Below are 13,961 nucleotides of genomic sequence, written 5' to 3'. Positions count from 1 at the left end.
CAGCGGCGTGGAAAGCATCGTCCTCCGTCTCGTCCTTCCTCCCCTCACTGTCCTCGTCGCCGGCTGGCTGCAGCGCCGCGTCGGCCCGCGCCTGTCCGGCCGACTCGTCGGGCTGCCGCTCACCTCGGGCCCCCTGGTGCTGGTCCTCCTCCTCGCCGAGGGAGCGCCCACCGCGGTCACCGCGGCGCAGGGCGTGCTGGCCGGCCAGCTCATGGTGGTGGGCTTCACGACGGCGTACGCGCTGGGCTCCCGCACCGCATCGCGCGCTCGGAGCGTGCTGGTCGCCGCCCTGGTGATCGTGGTGCTGCTCGGCGCGGTCGCCCACCTCGTCATCGGACGGATGCCGTGGGCGTGCGGCCTGCTCGTCGTCCCCCTCGCGCTGATGGCGCTGCGGCTCTGGTCCCCGGCCCGCGTGCAGAGTGAGATCTCCCCCGGCGGGCCGTCCGTCCCGCAGCTCCTCACCCGTGCCGGTGTCACCGGCGTCCTGGTCGCGACGCTGTCCACCTCGTCCCGCCTCATCGGCGCCGGACTCTCAGGAGTCCTGGCCAGCGTGCCGCTGGTGATCGCCGTGGTCTCGCCCGCCACCCACCGCGACGCCGGCGCCGATGTCGCCCGGGCGATGCTGCGCGGGACCCTGACCGTCGTGCCGGGCACCGCCACGTTCGCCGCCGTGCTGGCGGTGGCACTGACACCCCTGGGTTCGCTTGCGGCGTTCGCGGGCGCCGGCGCGGCGATGCTCCTGGTCAACCGGGTGGTCGGCGCGTGGGACGCGCGGTGCCGACGGCCGTAGGCCATCGGGACCGCGCACTTGACATCATAACTGAGTACAGTCATTATTGAGGTCCCTCAATAATGACTCTTCCAAGGACCAGCCATGACCAGCAGCACCGAACCCGTCACCTCCTACGCCGAGGCGCCGGCACGCACCGTCACCACCAAGGGCGCGACCTACGCCTACCGCGAGCTCGGCCCGCGAGGCGGCATCCCGGTCGTCTTCTTCGTCCACCTCGCCGCGACCCTGGACAACTGGGACCCCCGCATCGTCGACGCGATCGCGAAGACGCGGCACGTCATCACCTTCGACCAGCGCGGGGTCGGCGCCTCGACGGGGAAGGTGCCGGACACGATCGAGGAGGCAGCCGACCACGCCCACGAGTTCATCACCGCGCTCGGCTTCGAGAAGATCGACATCTTCTCGTTCTCGATGGGCGGCATGATCGCCCAGGACCTCATCGTCAAGCACCCCGACCTGGTCCGCCGGCTCGTCCTGACCGGCACCGGGCCGCGTGGCGGCAAGGACATCGACAAGGTCGTCGGCGTCACCTACTGGGACATCCTGCGCGCCACCCTCACGCGATCGGACCCGAAGGAGTTCCTCTTCTTCAACCGCGACGCCACGGGCAAGGCCGCCGGCAAGGCGTTCGTCAAGCGGCTCCAGGAGCGCACCACCGACCGCGACCAGGACATCACCCTCAAGGCACTCCGCACCCAGCTGAAGGCCATCCAGAAGTACGGGCGTTCGGCTCCCTCGGACCTGTCGACCTTCACCCAGCCGACCCTGATCGCCAACGGCGACAACGACCGCATGGTGCCCACCGTCCTCTCCGAGGACCTGCACCGCCGCATCACGGGCAGTCAGCTGATCATCTATCCCAACTCCGGCCACGGCGGCATCTTCCAGTTCCACGAGAAGTTCGCGCCCGTCGCCGCCGAGTTCCTTGCCGCATGAGCACCGCGCACGCACGTAAGCACTTCAGCTCGTCCATCCTGCTGTGGATGCGGACCGACCAGCCGCGCCAGACCGGCATGGACCACTGGAAGGGCCCCCACTCAGCAATCATCTCGGCGAGCCCGGGGATGGAGGAGTACCGACAGCTCCACCTCGCCGAGACCAACCCAGGCCGATGGCCTGCCACCGAGGGCGTGGAGACCCAGATCCCGCCCGACCGGAAGGTCGACGGGGTCGCGGAGGTCACCTTCCAGTCAGCCCTCTCGCCGCTGAAGGGTCGCACTCAGACGAAGCTCGCCTACAAGGACGAGATCAACGTGTTCCGCCGCACCCTCCTGTACGCCGGTCCGCCGGGCTCGTCGCGCTGGTACGACGTCGCGAGCCCGGCTGAGACCGTCGGTGCCCGGGCCGTCATCCACCTGCGCCGCAGGAGCGGCGTCTCGGGGCGAGCGTTCCGAAAGGTCGTCGCGAACGAGGTGGTCCCGCGGCTCATCGACACCGGCGTCCTGAAGGAGCTGCGCACGCAGACGTTCCTGCCATGGAACAAGCTGACGTGGAACACCCCGGATGTCTCGCACGACAACCCGGTCGACCAACGGTTCCATGCCTCGCTCGTCCTGGGCTTCGCCGACGCAGTCGCGCGGACGGCATTCTTCGAGAGCACGGACAGCGAGCGGCTGTCCTACGTGCTCGCCCCCGTCGCCTCGGCGATCCATGCCTACGACGTCTCGGCAGCGCTGACCTTCGTCCAGGACGGCAAGGCCCTCGCCCACCACACGGAGTGACCAGGACCCGGACGTGGATGCCTATGCTCAGCCCCGAGCAAGCAACGCCCCAGCTCTCCGGAGGATCCCGCCATGTCATCAGCCGACCCGCCGACCGGACGGCGCGAGCGCAACAAGCAGGCCAAGCTCGAGCGCATCACGGCCGCGGCGACTGAGCTCTTCGCCGAACACGGTGTCGATGACGTCACCACCCAGCAGATCGCCGAGAAGGCGGACATCGGCACGGGCACGCTCTTCCTCTACGCCAAGACCAAGGGCGAGCTCCTCCTGCTGGTCCAGAACGCCCAGTACTCATCGGCGCTCGAGAAGGGGCGGGCGCTGGCCGAGACCATCCCGGACGGGATCGACGCCGTCATGGCCATCGTGCAGCCGGTCGTGCACTGCAACCGCGCCCAGATCGACAACGGTCGGACCTACCTGCGCGAGATGGTCTTCGGCGACCCCCACGAGCCCCATCACGGTGAGGCCCTCGCCATCGCCGGGCAGACCGAGGAGGCCATCGCGGCGGCGCTGCGCCGCGACGAGCGCATCGAGGACGGCGACGCCCCGACGCTGGCCCGCGTCGTCTCCAGCGTGATGTTCCTCAACATGGCGTCGAGCCTCAACGTCGCCTTGAGCGACGACGAGGTCGTGGAGGAGATCCGCAAGCAGGTCACTGCCCTGTTGCCCCACTGAACACCTCGACGCGTCGTTCGGGTCTACCTCAAGACGACGTGAGGTTCGCTGGAACCACCTCACGCATCGACGTAGGACCCCGTCTGCGGCGCAGGTGTTCGTCCACGACGTTGATCGTGGCAGCGAGCACCAGAACCACCGCGGTGACGACGAAGACCGTGCGGAAGCCAGCCGCGCCTGCGACGAAGCCGCCGGTGACAGGCCCCAGCACATGACCGACGTACTGGGCCGAGACGCCGAGGCCGAGCGTACGTCCGACCCGATCGGCCGGCGTGACGTGTCGGATGGCTGCCGTGACCGACGGCATGAGCCCACCGAGACTGACGCCGAGAGCCAGCTGTGCCAGGGCCAGCTGGGGTGCGCTCGCCACGTGTCCCTGGACGAGCACGCAGCCGGCCGCCGCCGTGAGGCAGCTGACGATCACGCGGCGGGGGCCGACGCGATCCGCCAGCTTGCCGATGAACGGGGCTGACGCGATCGACCCGGCGGCGCCGAGAGCGAGCACGAGACCGCTCCACACCGTCGCGCCGCGCGCGCCGTCGAGGTGGATGACGTACGCCGTCACGAGCGGCTCGATCGACATCGTCCCGAACATGAGCATGCTGGCGGTGATCAGCAGGACGGCGACGGAGCGAGCAGAGCCCCGTGTGGTCTGGTCGTGACCGAGCTCGGCGCGCTCGTCCGCGGAGGCCGGCTTCGGCCTGGTCGCGGGCTCGCCCTTGAGCAGGAACATCGTGGCCAGGAAGGCGCAGAAGATCAGGGCGCCCGTGAAGAAGAAGGTCTGGCGGATCCCGATCGCGGCGGGCAGGACACCGCCGAGCAACGGTCCCACGACGGCCCCCGCCATCACCCCCGAGGAGAGGACGCCGAGTGCCCACCCGCTGCGTTCCTTCGGGGCCTGGGCCGCGACGAGGATCGTCGCCGCGGAGCTGTAGCCCCCGAGGAGCCCGACCAGCAACCGGAGTGCGACGAGCTGCCAGACGGTCTGCGCCAGGCCGATGAGGGACATCGCGACGGCCATGCCGAGGCTTGCGCGGATCAACATCGACTTCCTGCCGTAGCGGTCTCCGAGCGCACCCCACAGTGGAGCCGTGAGTGCGGCCGTGAGGAACGGTGCGCCGTAGGCGATGCCCGACCAGCGCAGGACCTCGGCGTCGGTCGATGCACCGAGCTCTCGGACGTAGATGGGCAGGAAGGGCACGAGCAGGGTCATCCCGACGATCGTCGTGAACGATCCCCCGACGCACACCCAGAGGTTGCGGCGCCAGTGCGTCGCCCGCGCTGGGGCGACGACCCCGACCTGAGCCATGACACCAACCCTGACAGGGTTGCCCGCATATTGAGACGAGAATCTTGATATACGGACAACGACGCGATGTCCGATTCTCGCCAGCACACCTGGTGGTCCCTTGATGTGCTTGCTCGCATGCGGTCGCGAAAGGCGCGACATCGTCACGGAAGGACCTGCTTGTGAAGATCGCTCTCGTCACCGGTGCCAACAAGGGGATCGGTCTGGCAGCTGCTCGCCGCCTGGCACGCGACTGCGGCCACGTCATCGTCACCGCTCGGAAGGCCGATGCCGGCGAGGAGGCCGCGGACCGGCTGTCACGCGAGGGGCACTCGGTGAGCAGCCTCGCCATGGACGTCACCGACCCGGTGTCGGTGCGAGCCGCCGCCGCTCATGTGTCCCAGCACTTCGGGCACCTGGACGTGCTCGTCAACAATGCGGGAATCCTTCCGGAGGCGACCAATCCCGAGCCGACGGAGGTCCTCGACCTCGCGATGTTCCAGCAGACCTACGCCACGAACGTCCTCGGCGCGGTCGCCGTCCTCGAAGCGTTCCTGCCGCTGGTCCGGCGGAGTCCGGCCGGGCGGATCGTGAACGTCTCGAGCACTGTGGGATCGCTGGCCCACCAGACCGATCCGGACTCCCCCTGGCACTCGATGGTCGTGCCCGCCTACCAGTCCTCCAAGGCCGCCCTCAACGCGATCACGATCGTGCTGTCCAAGGCTCTTGCCGGCACCCAGATCAAGGTCACCTCGGTGTGCCCCGGCTGGGTCCAGACCGACCTCGCACCCGGCAACAGGGAGCAGGCTCCCCTCACGCCCGAGGAGGCCGCGGACGTCATCCACCGGGCTGCGCGACTCGGCGCCACCGACGCTACGGGGACGTTCATCGACGCGAACGGACCGGTGAGGTGGTGACCTCTTCATCCGCCCTGTCGACGAACATCACCTAGAGCCGCGACGCCCTCGACGATCTGCGAGGGCGTGGCCGCGGCGTACCCGAGCACCAGGCCCGGAGTGCCGGGCGCGGCGCGGTGCCAGCTGAGCGGATGGAGCTTGACCCCTCGCTCCAGCGCTGCCGCGGCCACCTCGACGTCACTGCCTGGATCACCGGCGAAGGTGACGGTGAGGTGGAGTCCGGCGGCAGCCCCGTGGATGGTCGCGTCCGGGAGATGGGTACGGAGCGCGCCGACCATGGCGTCGCGGCGACGCCGGTGGCGCAGGCGGACCGAGTGCAGGTGCCGCTCCAGGTCACCACTGTCCATCAGCCTGGCCAGCACGAGCTGGGGAAGGCTGGGGTTGCCGAGGTCGAGGTCGCGCTTGGCGGCGATCACGGCCGCCCGCAGCTGCGGCGGCACCACCATCCACCCCACGCGCAGCGCCGGCGCGAGTGTCTTGGACAGGCTGCCGGCGTAGCAGATCCGGTCGCTGATGGTGGCCCGCAAGGCAGTCGCCGGCGGCCGGTCGTACCGGTGCTCGGCGTCGTAGTCGTCCTCGAGGATCCAGCCGCCGTCGTCGGCCCAGTGCGCGAGGTCGCGGCGGCGTGTGCCGTCGAGCAGCACTCCGGTCGGGAACTGGTGGGCGGGGGTGACCAGTACCGCCGGCGCGCCGTCGGCGGCGAGCCCGGCGACATCGAGCCCGAGCGCGTCGACGGGGACCGGCGTGGTCGGCATCCCCCACGCCTCCAGCTGGCGTCGCGCGCCGAACGAGCCCGGGTCCTCCACCGCCACCCTGTCGACACCGACCGCCGGCAGCAGCCGCGCCAGGATCGCCAGCGCCTGGGCCACACCTGCGACCACGACGATCTCCTCCGGCGGGACGGAGATCCCGCGGTAGCGCGCGAGCCAGGCCGCGACGGCGGCGCGGAAGACCGGTACGCCGGCGGGGTCGGCGTATCCGAGCCCACCCGCGGGGAGGTCGTGCAGCACGGCACGTTCGGCCCGCAGCCAGGCCGAGCGCGGGAATGCCGCCAGGTCCGGCACTCCCGGCGTGAGGTCGATCGACGCCTCGGCGGCCCGGAGCGCGCCGAACACCCCGAGGTCGGGCTCGGCGAAAGGCACGGGCCGCGGTGGGGCGTCGGGCTCGGGCGTCGCGAGCGGCGGAGCGTGCGCGACGACGGTCCCGGCGCGGCCCTGACCCACGACGTGCCCACCTTCGGCGAGTCGGCGGTAGGCCTCGGTCACGACTCCGCGGGAGACTCCCAGCTCGGTGGCGAGGTCGCGGCTGGCGGGGAGCCGGGCGCCCACGGGCAGCGCCCCACTGGCGATGGCGTCCATGACCCGGGCCGCCAGCCAGGCCGATGCACCGCCTCGAGGCGCGTCCGCCACATCGAGGTGGAGGAACCCGGAGCGAGTTGTGGACCTGTCACCTGGCTCTCGATTGGACCTGTCCATCGGGCCATAATGCTGACACCTTCACGGTATGACAAGCGCTTCCCGCATCCTGCCCGGCGCCATCGGCATGTGCTTCGTCGGCAGCAGCGTCGGCGTCTCCCACGCGCTGATCGACGCTCCCCTGTTCACCGCACAGGCGCTCAGGTACGCCCTCGCCACCGTGCTGCTGGTCGTCGTGGTCCGGATGGTGGGAGTGCGGGTGCTCCGGCCGCGCGGTGTGGAGTGGCTCTGGCTGGGCGGGGTCGCCGCGACCGGGATGGTGATCTTCAACGTCGCCATCGTCCGTGGTGTCGAGCATGCCGAGCCCGCAGTGATCGCGGTCGCGGTCGCCGGCGCGCCGGTGCTCATCGGCGTGGCCGGACCCTTGCTCGAGGGGCGCGTACCGCGTCCCCGGGTTGCCGCCGCCGCGGTCGTCGTGACCGCGGGCAGCGTGCTGGTGGTGGGCACAGGAGAGACCGACGCGACCGGCGTGGCCTGGGCCGCGGTCGCCCTGGGCTGCGAGGCGGCGTTCACCCTGCTCGCCATACCGGTGCTGAGCCGGCACACCGCTTGGGGGGTCTCCCTCCACACGATCTGGATCGCCACCCTGATGCTCGCTGGCATCGGGCTGGTGCGCGAGGGCTCGCGCGCGGTGCTCCGGCTCGACGCCGCCGAGCTCGCCGCCATCGGCTACCTCGCGGTGATCGTCACCACGGTGGCGTTCGTCCTCTGGTACTCCACCGTCGCACGCATCGGCTCCGCTCGGGCGGCCCTGCTCTGCGGCTTGGCACCAGTGGCTGCCGCAGTCGTCGGGATCGCCACCACCGGTCGTGCACCGACGCTCCCGGTGTGGGCGGGCATCGCCGTGGTCATGCTCGGCCTGGTCGTGGGTCTCCGCACTCCGACCTCCGGTGCAGCCACGCCCGCCGGACCGCCACGCGTCGCCGAGGCTCATGCCGTTGCCTGATCGCTCCCACTCCGGGTCAGTACTGCCCCAGTCCCGGACGCTGCTCCTCGTCGCGCTCGCAGCCGGCGGCACCATGGGCGCTCCGCTGCGCCGCGCTGCAGTCGGCCGGGAGCAGGTGTACGGCGGAGCGGATGCCCCAGGGCAACAGGATCGCGACCAGCAGCCAGGGCACCATCGGCACGAAACGCTTGTGACGGATCCAGGAGCTGAGAGCTGGGGCCAGGGCGATCGCAGGGAGGAGCCCCAGGACCGTCAGGGCAGGGACGCTCATGCCCAGCTCTCCGTTCGTCACCGAGCACAGGACGCGCCCCCGGTATGAGTCCGGTGCGATGATCACCGACTCGCTGTAGTCCGGCACGCACGGGACGGCGAGCTCGAGCATCCACATGACGGTGCCCACGAACGCCAGGAACGCTGCCACGCCGACGACGACGCTCGCCAGGACATGGGCGGGCCAGCGCCGCGGCAGTGGATCCTTCATCCGGTCGGCTTCCGCCAGACCGACACGTGGTTCTCGCTGTCTCCGGTGAAGGGGGTGCCGCGCCAGTCCTCGGCACGGCTCTCCAGCTCGAGGCCGGCGAGCTGGGCCATGAGGTCGCACTCGGCCGGCCAGATGTAGCGGAAGTTGCTCGCGCCGTAGGTGATGGTGCCGTCCGGATGGGTCGAGTAGTGGTGCGAGGTCCCACGCTGTGTCGCCATGTCCATCGTGTCGAAGCCGACGTGGCGCTCCCCGACGTGGAAGGGGACGGCAGTCTGGCCCGGCGGGAAGCGACGGATCCCCGGGACCCACAGCTCGACCACGAGACGCCCGCCCGGCGCCAGGTGCCGAGCAGCGTTGCGGAAGCAGGCGACCTGCTCGGCCTGGGTGCGCAGGTTGCCGATGCTGTTCCACACGACGAAGACGAGGGAGAACTCACCGGGGGCTGGTCCTTCCTCGGGGGCCGTGGCGTGGGCCATGTCGCCCACCGTCACCGGCAGGTCAGGTCGCTTCCCCCTGAGCACGTCGACCATGGGCTGGGAGAGCTCGATGCCCGAGACCCGGACCCCGCGCTCGACGAGAGGGATCGCCACTCGCCCGGTCCCGATCGCCAGCTCCAGCGCTGGTCCCGACCCGGCCAGCTCGGCCAGGAAGGCGACCGCCGGATCCAGCACCTCGGGGGCGAACATGAACGCCGACGAGTCGTCGTACTGCTCGGCCGTGTCGTGGTCCCAGTAGTCGCTGCTGGTCATGGCCGTCGACCCTACGGTCGCTGCTCCCTCGCATCCACCGGATATGGGCCCTGGGGGTGACTAGCCCACTCGGCCCCCTAGCCGCGGCATCGGATCTAGGATCAACGGCATGGGGCAACCCGTGGAGGGTGCGACCTCCGGCCCGTTCCTCGCACTGAGCAGCTTCGTCGGCCGTCGCCATGACGTCGCCGAGGTCAGACGCCTGCTGTCCACCTCCCGCCTGGTGACGCTGACCGGTCCGGGCGGCGTGGGAAAGACCCGTCTCGCGCTCGAGGTGGCCAACGCCGTACGCCGGAGCTTCCCCGACGGGATCGTCCTGGTCGAGCTCGACCAGGTCAGCGACCCGGACCTCGTTGCCAGCACGGTCGCCGTGGCGGTCGGCCTCCGCGAGCACTCGGGGCGCGCACCGCTCGACATCCTGACCGACTACCTGGCCCCGCGGCACCTCCTGCTCGTCCTCGACAACTCCGAGCACCTCGTCGATGCCATCGTGGAGCTCGCCGACGCCCTGATGCAGTCCTGTCCGGACCTGCGGATCCTGGCCACGAGTCGCGAATGGCTCAACGTCGCCGGTGAGGTTGTCTTCCGGGTGGCGCCACTGGGGCTGCCCGAGGCCGAGCGGGAAGGTCCCGATCGGCCGGGGAGCCCCAACCTGCTCCAGTACGGCGCTGTCGAGCTCTTCGTCGACCGGGCCTCATCGGCGGTGAGCGACTACCGCCTCACCGATCACAACCGGAACGACGTCGCCGAGATCTGCCGGCGCCTCGACGGGCTGCCGCTGGCGATCGAGCTCGCCGCGGCACGCTTGCGCGCCTTCTCGGAGAGGGAGGTGCTGACCCGGCTCTCCGACCACCCGCACCTGTTGAGCTCCTCGCGCAGCCAGGCGCCGAGCCGGCAGCGGACGCTGCGGTCGTGCATCGAGTGGAGCCACGGCCTGTGCTCGGAGCAGGAGCAGCTCCTGTGGGCGCGTCTCTCGGTCTTCACCGGAGGCTTCGAGCTCGACACCGCGGAGGAGGTCTGCGCGGGCGACGGCCTGGCCGCCGCCGATGTGTCGGGGACCATCGCGCACCTGATCGACAAGTCGATCCTGGTCGGGCAACGGCACGGGGAGGTGATCCGCTACCGGATGCTGGACACCATCCGGGAGTTCGGCCGCGAGCAGCTCGACCAGTCCGGCGAGCGGGCGCGACTGCGCGATCGGCACCGCGACGCCTACCTGCGCCTGGTCGAACGCGCGGACGCGGACTGGGTCAGTCCTCGACAGGTGGAGTGGTTCGCCCGGCTGGACCGCGAGCACGTCAACATCCAGGCGGCGGTGGACTACTGCCTGACCGAGTCACGCGACCTCGATTCGGCGATGCGGATCCTGACTGCGGTCTACCACTTCTACTGGTGGGGGCGCGGATTCGCCCGCGAGGGTCGCCTGTTGCTGTCGCGGGCGCTCGACGCGCCGGGCCCGCCCACTCAGGTGCGGGCATGGGCACTGCTGATCGACGCCGCCCTGGCCCTGGCCGACGGCGACTTCGACGTCGGGGGCCAACGGCTGGCCTCGGCCCGGGCCATCGAGGCCACGACCAGCGATCCCGGGACCCGAGCGATGGCCAGCTGGACAGAGGGGTCGGTGGCTCTCTACAGCGGCGACCTTCCCGCCGCGACCACCGCCTTCGAGCGGGGCCTCGCCATGCTCGAGCCCGGCCAGGAGCTGACCGTGCGCCTCGACCTGCTGCTGTCGTACTCATCGGCCGCGGCGCTGTTGGGTGACGCGGAGCGCGCGACGTGGTGCCATGAGGAGTTCCTCCGGATCACCGAGCCAGCCGGCGAGTGCTTCCACCGTGCGTACGCCCTGTGGACGTTCGGGCTGTTCGTGATGCACCAGGGCGACCTCCCGCGGGCGGCGGAGCTGATCCAGGAGAGCATCGCGCTCCGGCGAGAGCTCCGCGACCTGACGGGTCTGGGGTGGTCGATGGAGTCGCTCGCCTGGGCGGAGTCCGCTCTCCAGCACCACGACCGAGCCGCGACGCTGCTGGGTGCGGCCGACCGCCTCTGGGAGATCATGGGCCGCCCCTTGGCCACCTACCAGCACATGTACCCCTTCCACGAGGCGTGCGTCCAGACCGCCACCGAGCAGCTCGGCAGGGCGCCCTTCGAGGCGGCCTTCGAGAGGGGCGCGGCGTTCAGTGTCGATGACGGCATCGCCTACGCGCTCGGGGAGCGGCCGGCCCCTGCGGCGCCGTCGTCGGAGCAGGACACGGTGCTCACGGCTCGCGAGCTCGAGATCGCCGAGCTGATCGCGGAGGGCCTGAGCAACCGGCAGATCGCGACCCGGTTCACCCTGTCCGTGCGGACGGTCGAGACCCACGTCCAGCACATCATGCTCAAGCTCGGCTTCCGCTCCCGGACGCAGATCGCCTCCTGGTTGGCCCAGCAGCACGCGACGGGTCACGCACCACCGCGGCCCTGACGTGGCGGCGGCACAGTCGTCGCGGCTGCACCGCCGCCAGCCCTGGCTCAGCCGGCGTACTGCGGGTCGGGCGGCGTGACCCACTGCACCAGCTGGTAGATCACGCCGTTCGGGTCGGTCATCTGGAAGTAGCGCTCACCCCAGGGCTCGGTCTCGATGGGGGTGACGATCTCGACGCCTTCCTCCCGCAGCCGTGCGTAGTCCGCGTCGATGTCCTCGACGGTGAAGACCACGAGCAGGCCGTCGACCCTGCCCCCGGCGGAGGCAGGCTTGAACGTCGGCAGCCCTGTGCGGAGGTAGATGAGGTTGACGCCGGCCTGCGGGTGGGCCAGCGAGCAGAACCCGTCGGCGGCCATCGCCTCGGTGAATCCCAGGTGCTTCTGCACCCAGGAGGCCGAGGCCTCGACGTCGGGAACGTTGAGCGACACGGCGGTCTCGGTGATGCGCATGCAGTGGTCTCCTGGTCGGTCGGTGGTCTGGGTTACGGCGACATTGTACATCGTATACCGTACGTCGTACACGTATTCGTGGCAGGATGGTTCCCATGACGGAGAACAGCACCGGGTCCGGCGAGCCCAGCCGTACGCTCGCGCTCCTGTGGGGCGAGGAGTCTGCGGCGCCGCGGCGCAAGGGCCCGGCCCGGTCGGTGACCGTCGCCCAGGTCGTCGACGCGGCGCTGCGCCTGGCCGACGACCAGGGCCTCGCCGCGGTCACCATGCGAGCCGTGGCCGAGCGGGTCGGCGTCTCTGCGATGTCCGTCTACACCTACGTCCCGGGGAAGCCCGAGCTGCTCGACCTGATGGTGGACGCCAGCTATGCCCGGATGGCCCGTATGCCGTGGGCGGGGGAGGCGTGGCGGGACCGGCTCGAGGTCGTCGCCGAGACCAATCGCGACCTGCTCACCTCACACCCGTGGCTCACCGAGGTCGCCGCGCTGAGCCGCCCGCCGCTGGGGCCGGGAGTGATGGCGAAGTACGAGCACGAGCTCGCGGCGTTCGACGGCACCGGCCTGTCCGATGTCGACACGGATGCGGCGCTGACCTACCTGCTCGGGTTCGTGCAGTCCCACTGCCGCTCAGCCCACGACGCCGCCCGGGCCACCACCGACTCGGCGATGAGCGACGCGGACTGGTGGGTCGCCAATCAGCCCATCCTCGCCCGGGCCCTCGATCCCGAGGCGTACCCTCGCGCCGTCCGGATCGGGTCCGCCGCCGGCGAGGCGCAGGGCAGCGCCTGGGAGGCCGACCGCGCCTGGGACTTCGGCCTGGCCCGCACGCTCGACGGCCTGGCGGCGCTGATCGGCGTCCACTGAGTCAGGACTTCAACAGCTAGGCGACCGCTCGACCGCACGACATCCGGTCGGTCGGCGCGGCCGACCCATCGGTGCGCTCGAGGTGGGACTCGCCCCAGAGCCGGACGCTCTCCACCACCGGCAGCACCGTCGAGCCGTACGGCGTCAGGCGGTAGATGACCGGTGCCGGCACCGGCCCGGTCTCCACCCGCTCGACCAGCCCGTCGGCCTCCAGCTCGCGCAGCTGCTCGGCGAGCACCTTGGGTGTGATCGGCGCGGCGCGGCGGCGGAGTCCGGCGAAGTGCGACTCGCCATGGGCCAGCCAGTAGATCAAGGTCAGCTTCCACTTCCCGCCGACCGCCGCGAACGCCGCGGCCATCGGGCAACCGGGCAGCGGGTTGGGGCGCGATGCCGAGGGGTTACCTGAAGGTGCCTTCTTGTCCATGGGTCGCTCCGTTCGGATGCTCGCTCTATGAACCTCTCTCCGGCAAGAACCCTGACACACAACCGAGTCGCCGTCGCTTGTCTCGTGGCGGTGCTGGTGACCGCGACGGCCAGCAGCGGCGGGGCGGTCGCGCCAACCCCTGCCGGCTCGGCCCCCACACTCTCGGCCGCCGCCGTCTCTGCCCCCTCTGTCTCGTCTGACGGGCAGCAGGACTTCGACTGGGAGCTCGGCTCGTGGCGGTCCGACGTCCGTGTGCTGGCCGACCCGCTCTCCGGATCGGAGGAGTGGCTGCGGTTCAGCGGCACGAGCGACGTGCGGCCGCTGATGGACGGCCGCGCGAACGTCGTCGAGCTCGACATCTCCGGCGAGGCGGGTCGGATCGAGGGGCTCAACGTCCGCCTGTACGAGCCTCAGGCCGATCGATGGAGCTCGACGTTCGTCAACATGCGTGACGGCCTGCTCACGTCCTCGGTCTACGGGGGGTTCGACGACGGGGTCGGCGAGTTCTACGGCAAGGACCAGCTCGACGGACGACCGATCGAGGTGCGCTTCCTGATCTTCCGCCTCGGACCGGACAAGGCCAGGTTCGAGCAGGCGTTCTCGGACGACGGCGGCGCGACGTGGGAGACGAACTGGATCTCCGTGGACCGGCGGATCCACCGCTAGCGACAGGGCCTGTGGGGAGCGCACTCTGCGCTGTTGGTGGCGGTCGAGTTGGA

Annotated in this window: 15 protein-coding genes; 9 read left to right on the top strand and 6 right to left on the bottom strand. The window is 70.6% G+C overall.

Features of this window, described 5'->3' with window-relative positions; all coding sequences use genetic code 11:
* The first annotated feature begins 7 nt into the window (after positions 1 to 7).
* The 4 genes from J3P44_RS11310 to J3P44_RS11295 all read left to right on the top strand — a co-directional run bounded on the left by J3P44_RS11310 (position 8) and on the right by J3P44_RS11295 (position 3,189).
* Positions 8 to 790, top strand: coding sequence for a hypothetical protein (locus J3P44_RS11310; protein ID WP_255890449.1), 783 nt, complete (start codon positions 8 to 10; stop codon positions 788 to 790).
* An 84-nt stretch (positions 791 to 874) separates the two neighbouring features.
* Complete coding sequence (locus J3P44_RS11305) at positions 875 to 1,729, top strand: alpha/beta fold hydrolase (protein ID WP_255890448.1); 855 nt, start codon at positions 875 to 877, stop codon at positions 1,727 to 1,729.
* Positions 1,726 to 2,514 (top strand): hypothetical protein, encoded by a 789-nt coding sequence (locus tag J3P44_RS11300; protein ID WP_255890447.1) that lies wholly within the window; start codon positions 1,726 to 1,728, stop codon positions 2,512 to 2,514. Before J3P44_RS11305 ends, J3P44_RS11300 begins: the two co-directional genes overlap by 4 nt.
* Positions 2,515 to 2,586: 72 nt before the next feature.
* On the top strand, positions 2,587 to 3,189 hold the full coding sequence (locus J3P44_RS11295) for a TetR/AcrR family transcriptional regulator (RefSeq protein WP_255890446.1): 603 nt from the start codon (positions 2,587 to 2,589) through the stop codon (positions 3,187 to 3,189).
* 28 nt (positions 3,190 to 3,217) lie between these two features.
* Here J3P44_RS11295 and J3P44_RS11290 read toward each other — a convergent pair whose 3' ends face one another.
* Positions 3,218 to 4,498 carry an MFS transporter gene (locus J3P44_RS11290; protein WP_255890445.1) on the bottom strand — a complete coding sequence of 427 codons (1,281 nt, stop codon included), beginning with the start codon at positions 4,496 to 4,498 and terminating at the stop codon, positions 3,218 to 3,220.
* A gap of 161 nt (positions 4,499 to 4,659) precedes the next feature.
* Here J3P44_RS11290 and J3P44_RS11285 point away from each other — a divergent pair, with 161 nt between their 5' ends.
* The gene (locus J3P44_RS11285; protein ID WP_255890444.1) at positions 4,660 to 5,394 is read left to right on the top strand and encodes an SDR family oxidoreductase; all 735 of its coding nucleotides are present in this window, start codon (positions 4,660 to 4,662) and stop codon (positions 5,392 to 5,394) included.
* Positions 5,395 to 5,399: 5 nt separating this feature from the next.
* Here J3P44_RS11285 and pdxR read toward each other — a convergent pair whose 3' ends face one another.
* The gene (pdxR, locus tag J3P44_RS11280; protein WP_443678173.1) at positions 5,400 to 6,869 is read right to left on the bottom strand and encodes a MocR-like pyridoxine biosynthesis transcription factor PdxR; all 1,470 of its coding nucleotides are present in this window, start codon (positions 6,867 to 6,869) and stop codon (positions 5,400 to 5,402) included.
* 28 nt (positions 6,870 to 6,897) lie between these two features.
* Between pdxR and J3P44_RS11275 the strand changes: the two genes are divergently transcribed.
* Positions 6,898 to 7,815 (top strand): EamA family transporter, encoded by a 918-nt coding sequence (locus tag J3P44_RS11275; protein WP_255890442.1) that lies wholly within the window; start codon positions 6,898 to 6,900, stop codon positions 7,813 to 7,815.
* 16 nt (positions 7,816 to 7,831) lie between these two features.
* Here the strand turns inward: J3P44_RS11275 and J3P44_RS11270 are convergent, their stop codons facing one another.
* Positions 7,832 to 8,296 carry a hypothetical protein gene (locus tag J3P44_RS11270; RefSeq protein WP_255890440.1) on the bottom strand — a complete coding sequence of 155 codons (465 nt, stop codon included), beginning with the start codon at positions 8,294 to 8,296 and terminating at the stop codon, positions 7,832 to 7,834.
* On the bottom strand, positions 8,293 to 9,045 hold the full coding sequence (locus J3P44_RS11265; protein ID WP_255890438.1) for a class I SAM-dependent DNA methyltransferase: 753 nt from the start codon (positions 9,043 to 9,045) through the stop codon (positions 8,293 to 8,295). Before J3P44_RS11265 ends, J3P44_RS11270 begins: the two co-directional genes overlap by 4 nt.
* 109 nt (positions 9,046 to 9,154) lie before the next feature.
* On the opposite strand from J3P44_RS11265, the gene J3P44_RS11260 reads away from it, so the two are divergent.
* Positions 9,155 to 11,506 (top strand): ATP-binding protein, encoded by a 2,352-nt coding sequence (locus tag J3P44_RS11260; protein WP_255890437.1) that lies wholly within the window; start codon positions 9,155 to 9,157, stop codon positions 11,504 to 11,506.
* A 47-nt stretch (positions 11,507 to 11,553) separates the two neighbouring features.
* Here the strand turns inward: J3P44_RS11260 and J3P44_RS11255 are convergent, their stop codons facing one another.
* Complete coding sequence (locus J3P44_RS11255; RefSeq protein WP_255890435.1) at positions 11,554 to 11,955, bottom strand: VOC family protein; 402 nt, start codon at positions 11,953 to 11,955, stop codon at positions 11,554 to 11,556.
* A gap of 95 nt (positions 11,956 to 12,050) precedes the next feature.
* Here J3P44_RS11255 and J3P44_RS11250 point away from each other — a divergent pair, with 95 nt between their 5' ends.
* A complete protein-coding gene (locus tag J3P44_RS11250; RefSeq protein ID WP_255890434.1) occupies positions 12,051 to 12,818 on the top strand; it encodes a TetR/AcrR family transcriptional regulator in 768 nt (255 codons plus the stop codon).
* 16 nt (positions 12,819 to 12,834) lie between these two features.
* On the opposite strand, the gene J3P44_RS11245 is transcribed toward J3P44_RS11250, so the two are convergent.
* Positions 12,835 to 13,242: a winged helix-turn-helix transcriptional regulator gene (locus J3P44_RS11245; RefSeq protein ID WP_255890433.1), complete on the bottom strand. Its 408-nt coding sequence runs from the start codon at positions 13,240 to 13,242 to the stop codon at positions 12,835 to 12,837.
* 96 nt (positions 13,243 to 13,338) lie between these two features.
* Between J3P44_RS11245 and J3P44_RS11240 the strand changes: the two genes are divergently transcribed.
* Positions 13,339 to 13,908 (top strand): hypothetical protein, encoded by a 570-nt coding sequence (locus J3P44_RS11240; protein ID WP_255890432.1) that lies wholly within the window; start codon positions 13,339 to 13,341, stop codon positions 13,906 to 13,908.
* The last annotated feature ends 53 nt before the right edge of the window (positions 13,909 to 13,961 follow it).

It is taken from the genome of Nocardioides astragali (assembly GCF_024436375.1).
Taxonomy (GTDB): Bacteria; Actinomycetota; Actinomycetes; order Propionibacteriales; family Nocardioidaceae; genus Nocardioides; species Nocardioides astragali.
Note: the sequence above shows the minus strand (reverse complement) of the source record. Positions and strands in the feature narration are given on the sequence as shown.

What these genes read in the sequence shown, in the direction of transcription:
- J3P44_RS11305 (WP_255890448.1), top strand. Translation starts at nt 875, where the DNA reads ATGACCAGCAGCACCGAACCCGTCACCTCCTACGCCGAGGCGCCGGCA.
- J3P44_RS11300 (WP_255890447.1), top strand. Translation starts at nt 1,726, where the DNA reads ATGAGCACCGCGCACGCACGTAAGCACTTCAGCTCGTCCATCCTGCTG.
- J3P44_RS11295 (WP_255890446.1), top strand. Translation starts at nt 2,587, where the DNA reads ATGTCATCAGCCGACCCGCCGACCGGACGGCGCGAGCGCAACAAGCAG.
- J3P44_RS11290 (WP_255890445.1), bottom strand. Translation starts at nt 4,498, where the DNA reads ATGGCTCAGGTCGGGGTCGTCGCCCCAGCGCGGGCGACGCACTGGCGC.
- pdxR (WP_443678173.1), bottom strand. Translation starts at nt 6,869, where the DNA reads ATGGACAGGTCCAATCGAGAGCCAGGTGACAGGTCCACAACTCGCTCC.
- J3P44_RS11275 (WP_255890442.1), top strand. Translation starts at nt 6,898, where the DNA reads ATGACAAGCGCTTCCCGCATCCTGCCCGGCGCCATCGGCATGTGCTTC.
- J3P44_RS11270 (WP_255890440.1), bottom strand. Translation starts at nt 8,296, where the DNA reads ATGAAGGATCCACTGCCGCGGCGCTGGCCCGCCCATGTCCTGGCGAGC.
- J3P44_RS11265 (WP_255890438.1), bottom strand. Translation starts at nt 9,045, where the DNA reads ATGACCAGCAGCGACTACTGGGACCACGACACGGCCGAGCAGTACGAC.
- J3P44_RS11260 (WP_255890437.1), top strand. Translation starts at nt 9,155, where the DNA reads ATGGGGCAACCCGTGGAGGGTGCGACCTCCGGCCCGTTCCTCGCACTG.
- J3P44_RS11255 (WP_255890435.1), bottom strand. Translation starts at nt 11,955, where the DNA reads ATGCGCATCACCGAGACCGCCGTGTCGCTCAACGTTCCCGACGTCGAG.
- J3P44_RS11250 (WP_255890434.1), top strand. Translation starts at nt 12,051, where the DNA reads ATGACGGAGAACAGCACCGGGTCCGGCGAGCCCAGCCGTACGCTCGCG.
- J3P44_RS11245 (WP_255890433.1), bottom strand. Translation starts at nt 13,242, where the DNA reads ATGGACAAGAAGGCACCTTCAGGTAACCCCTCGGCATCGCGCCCCAAC.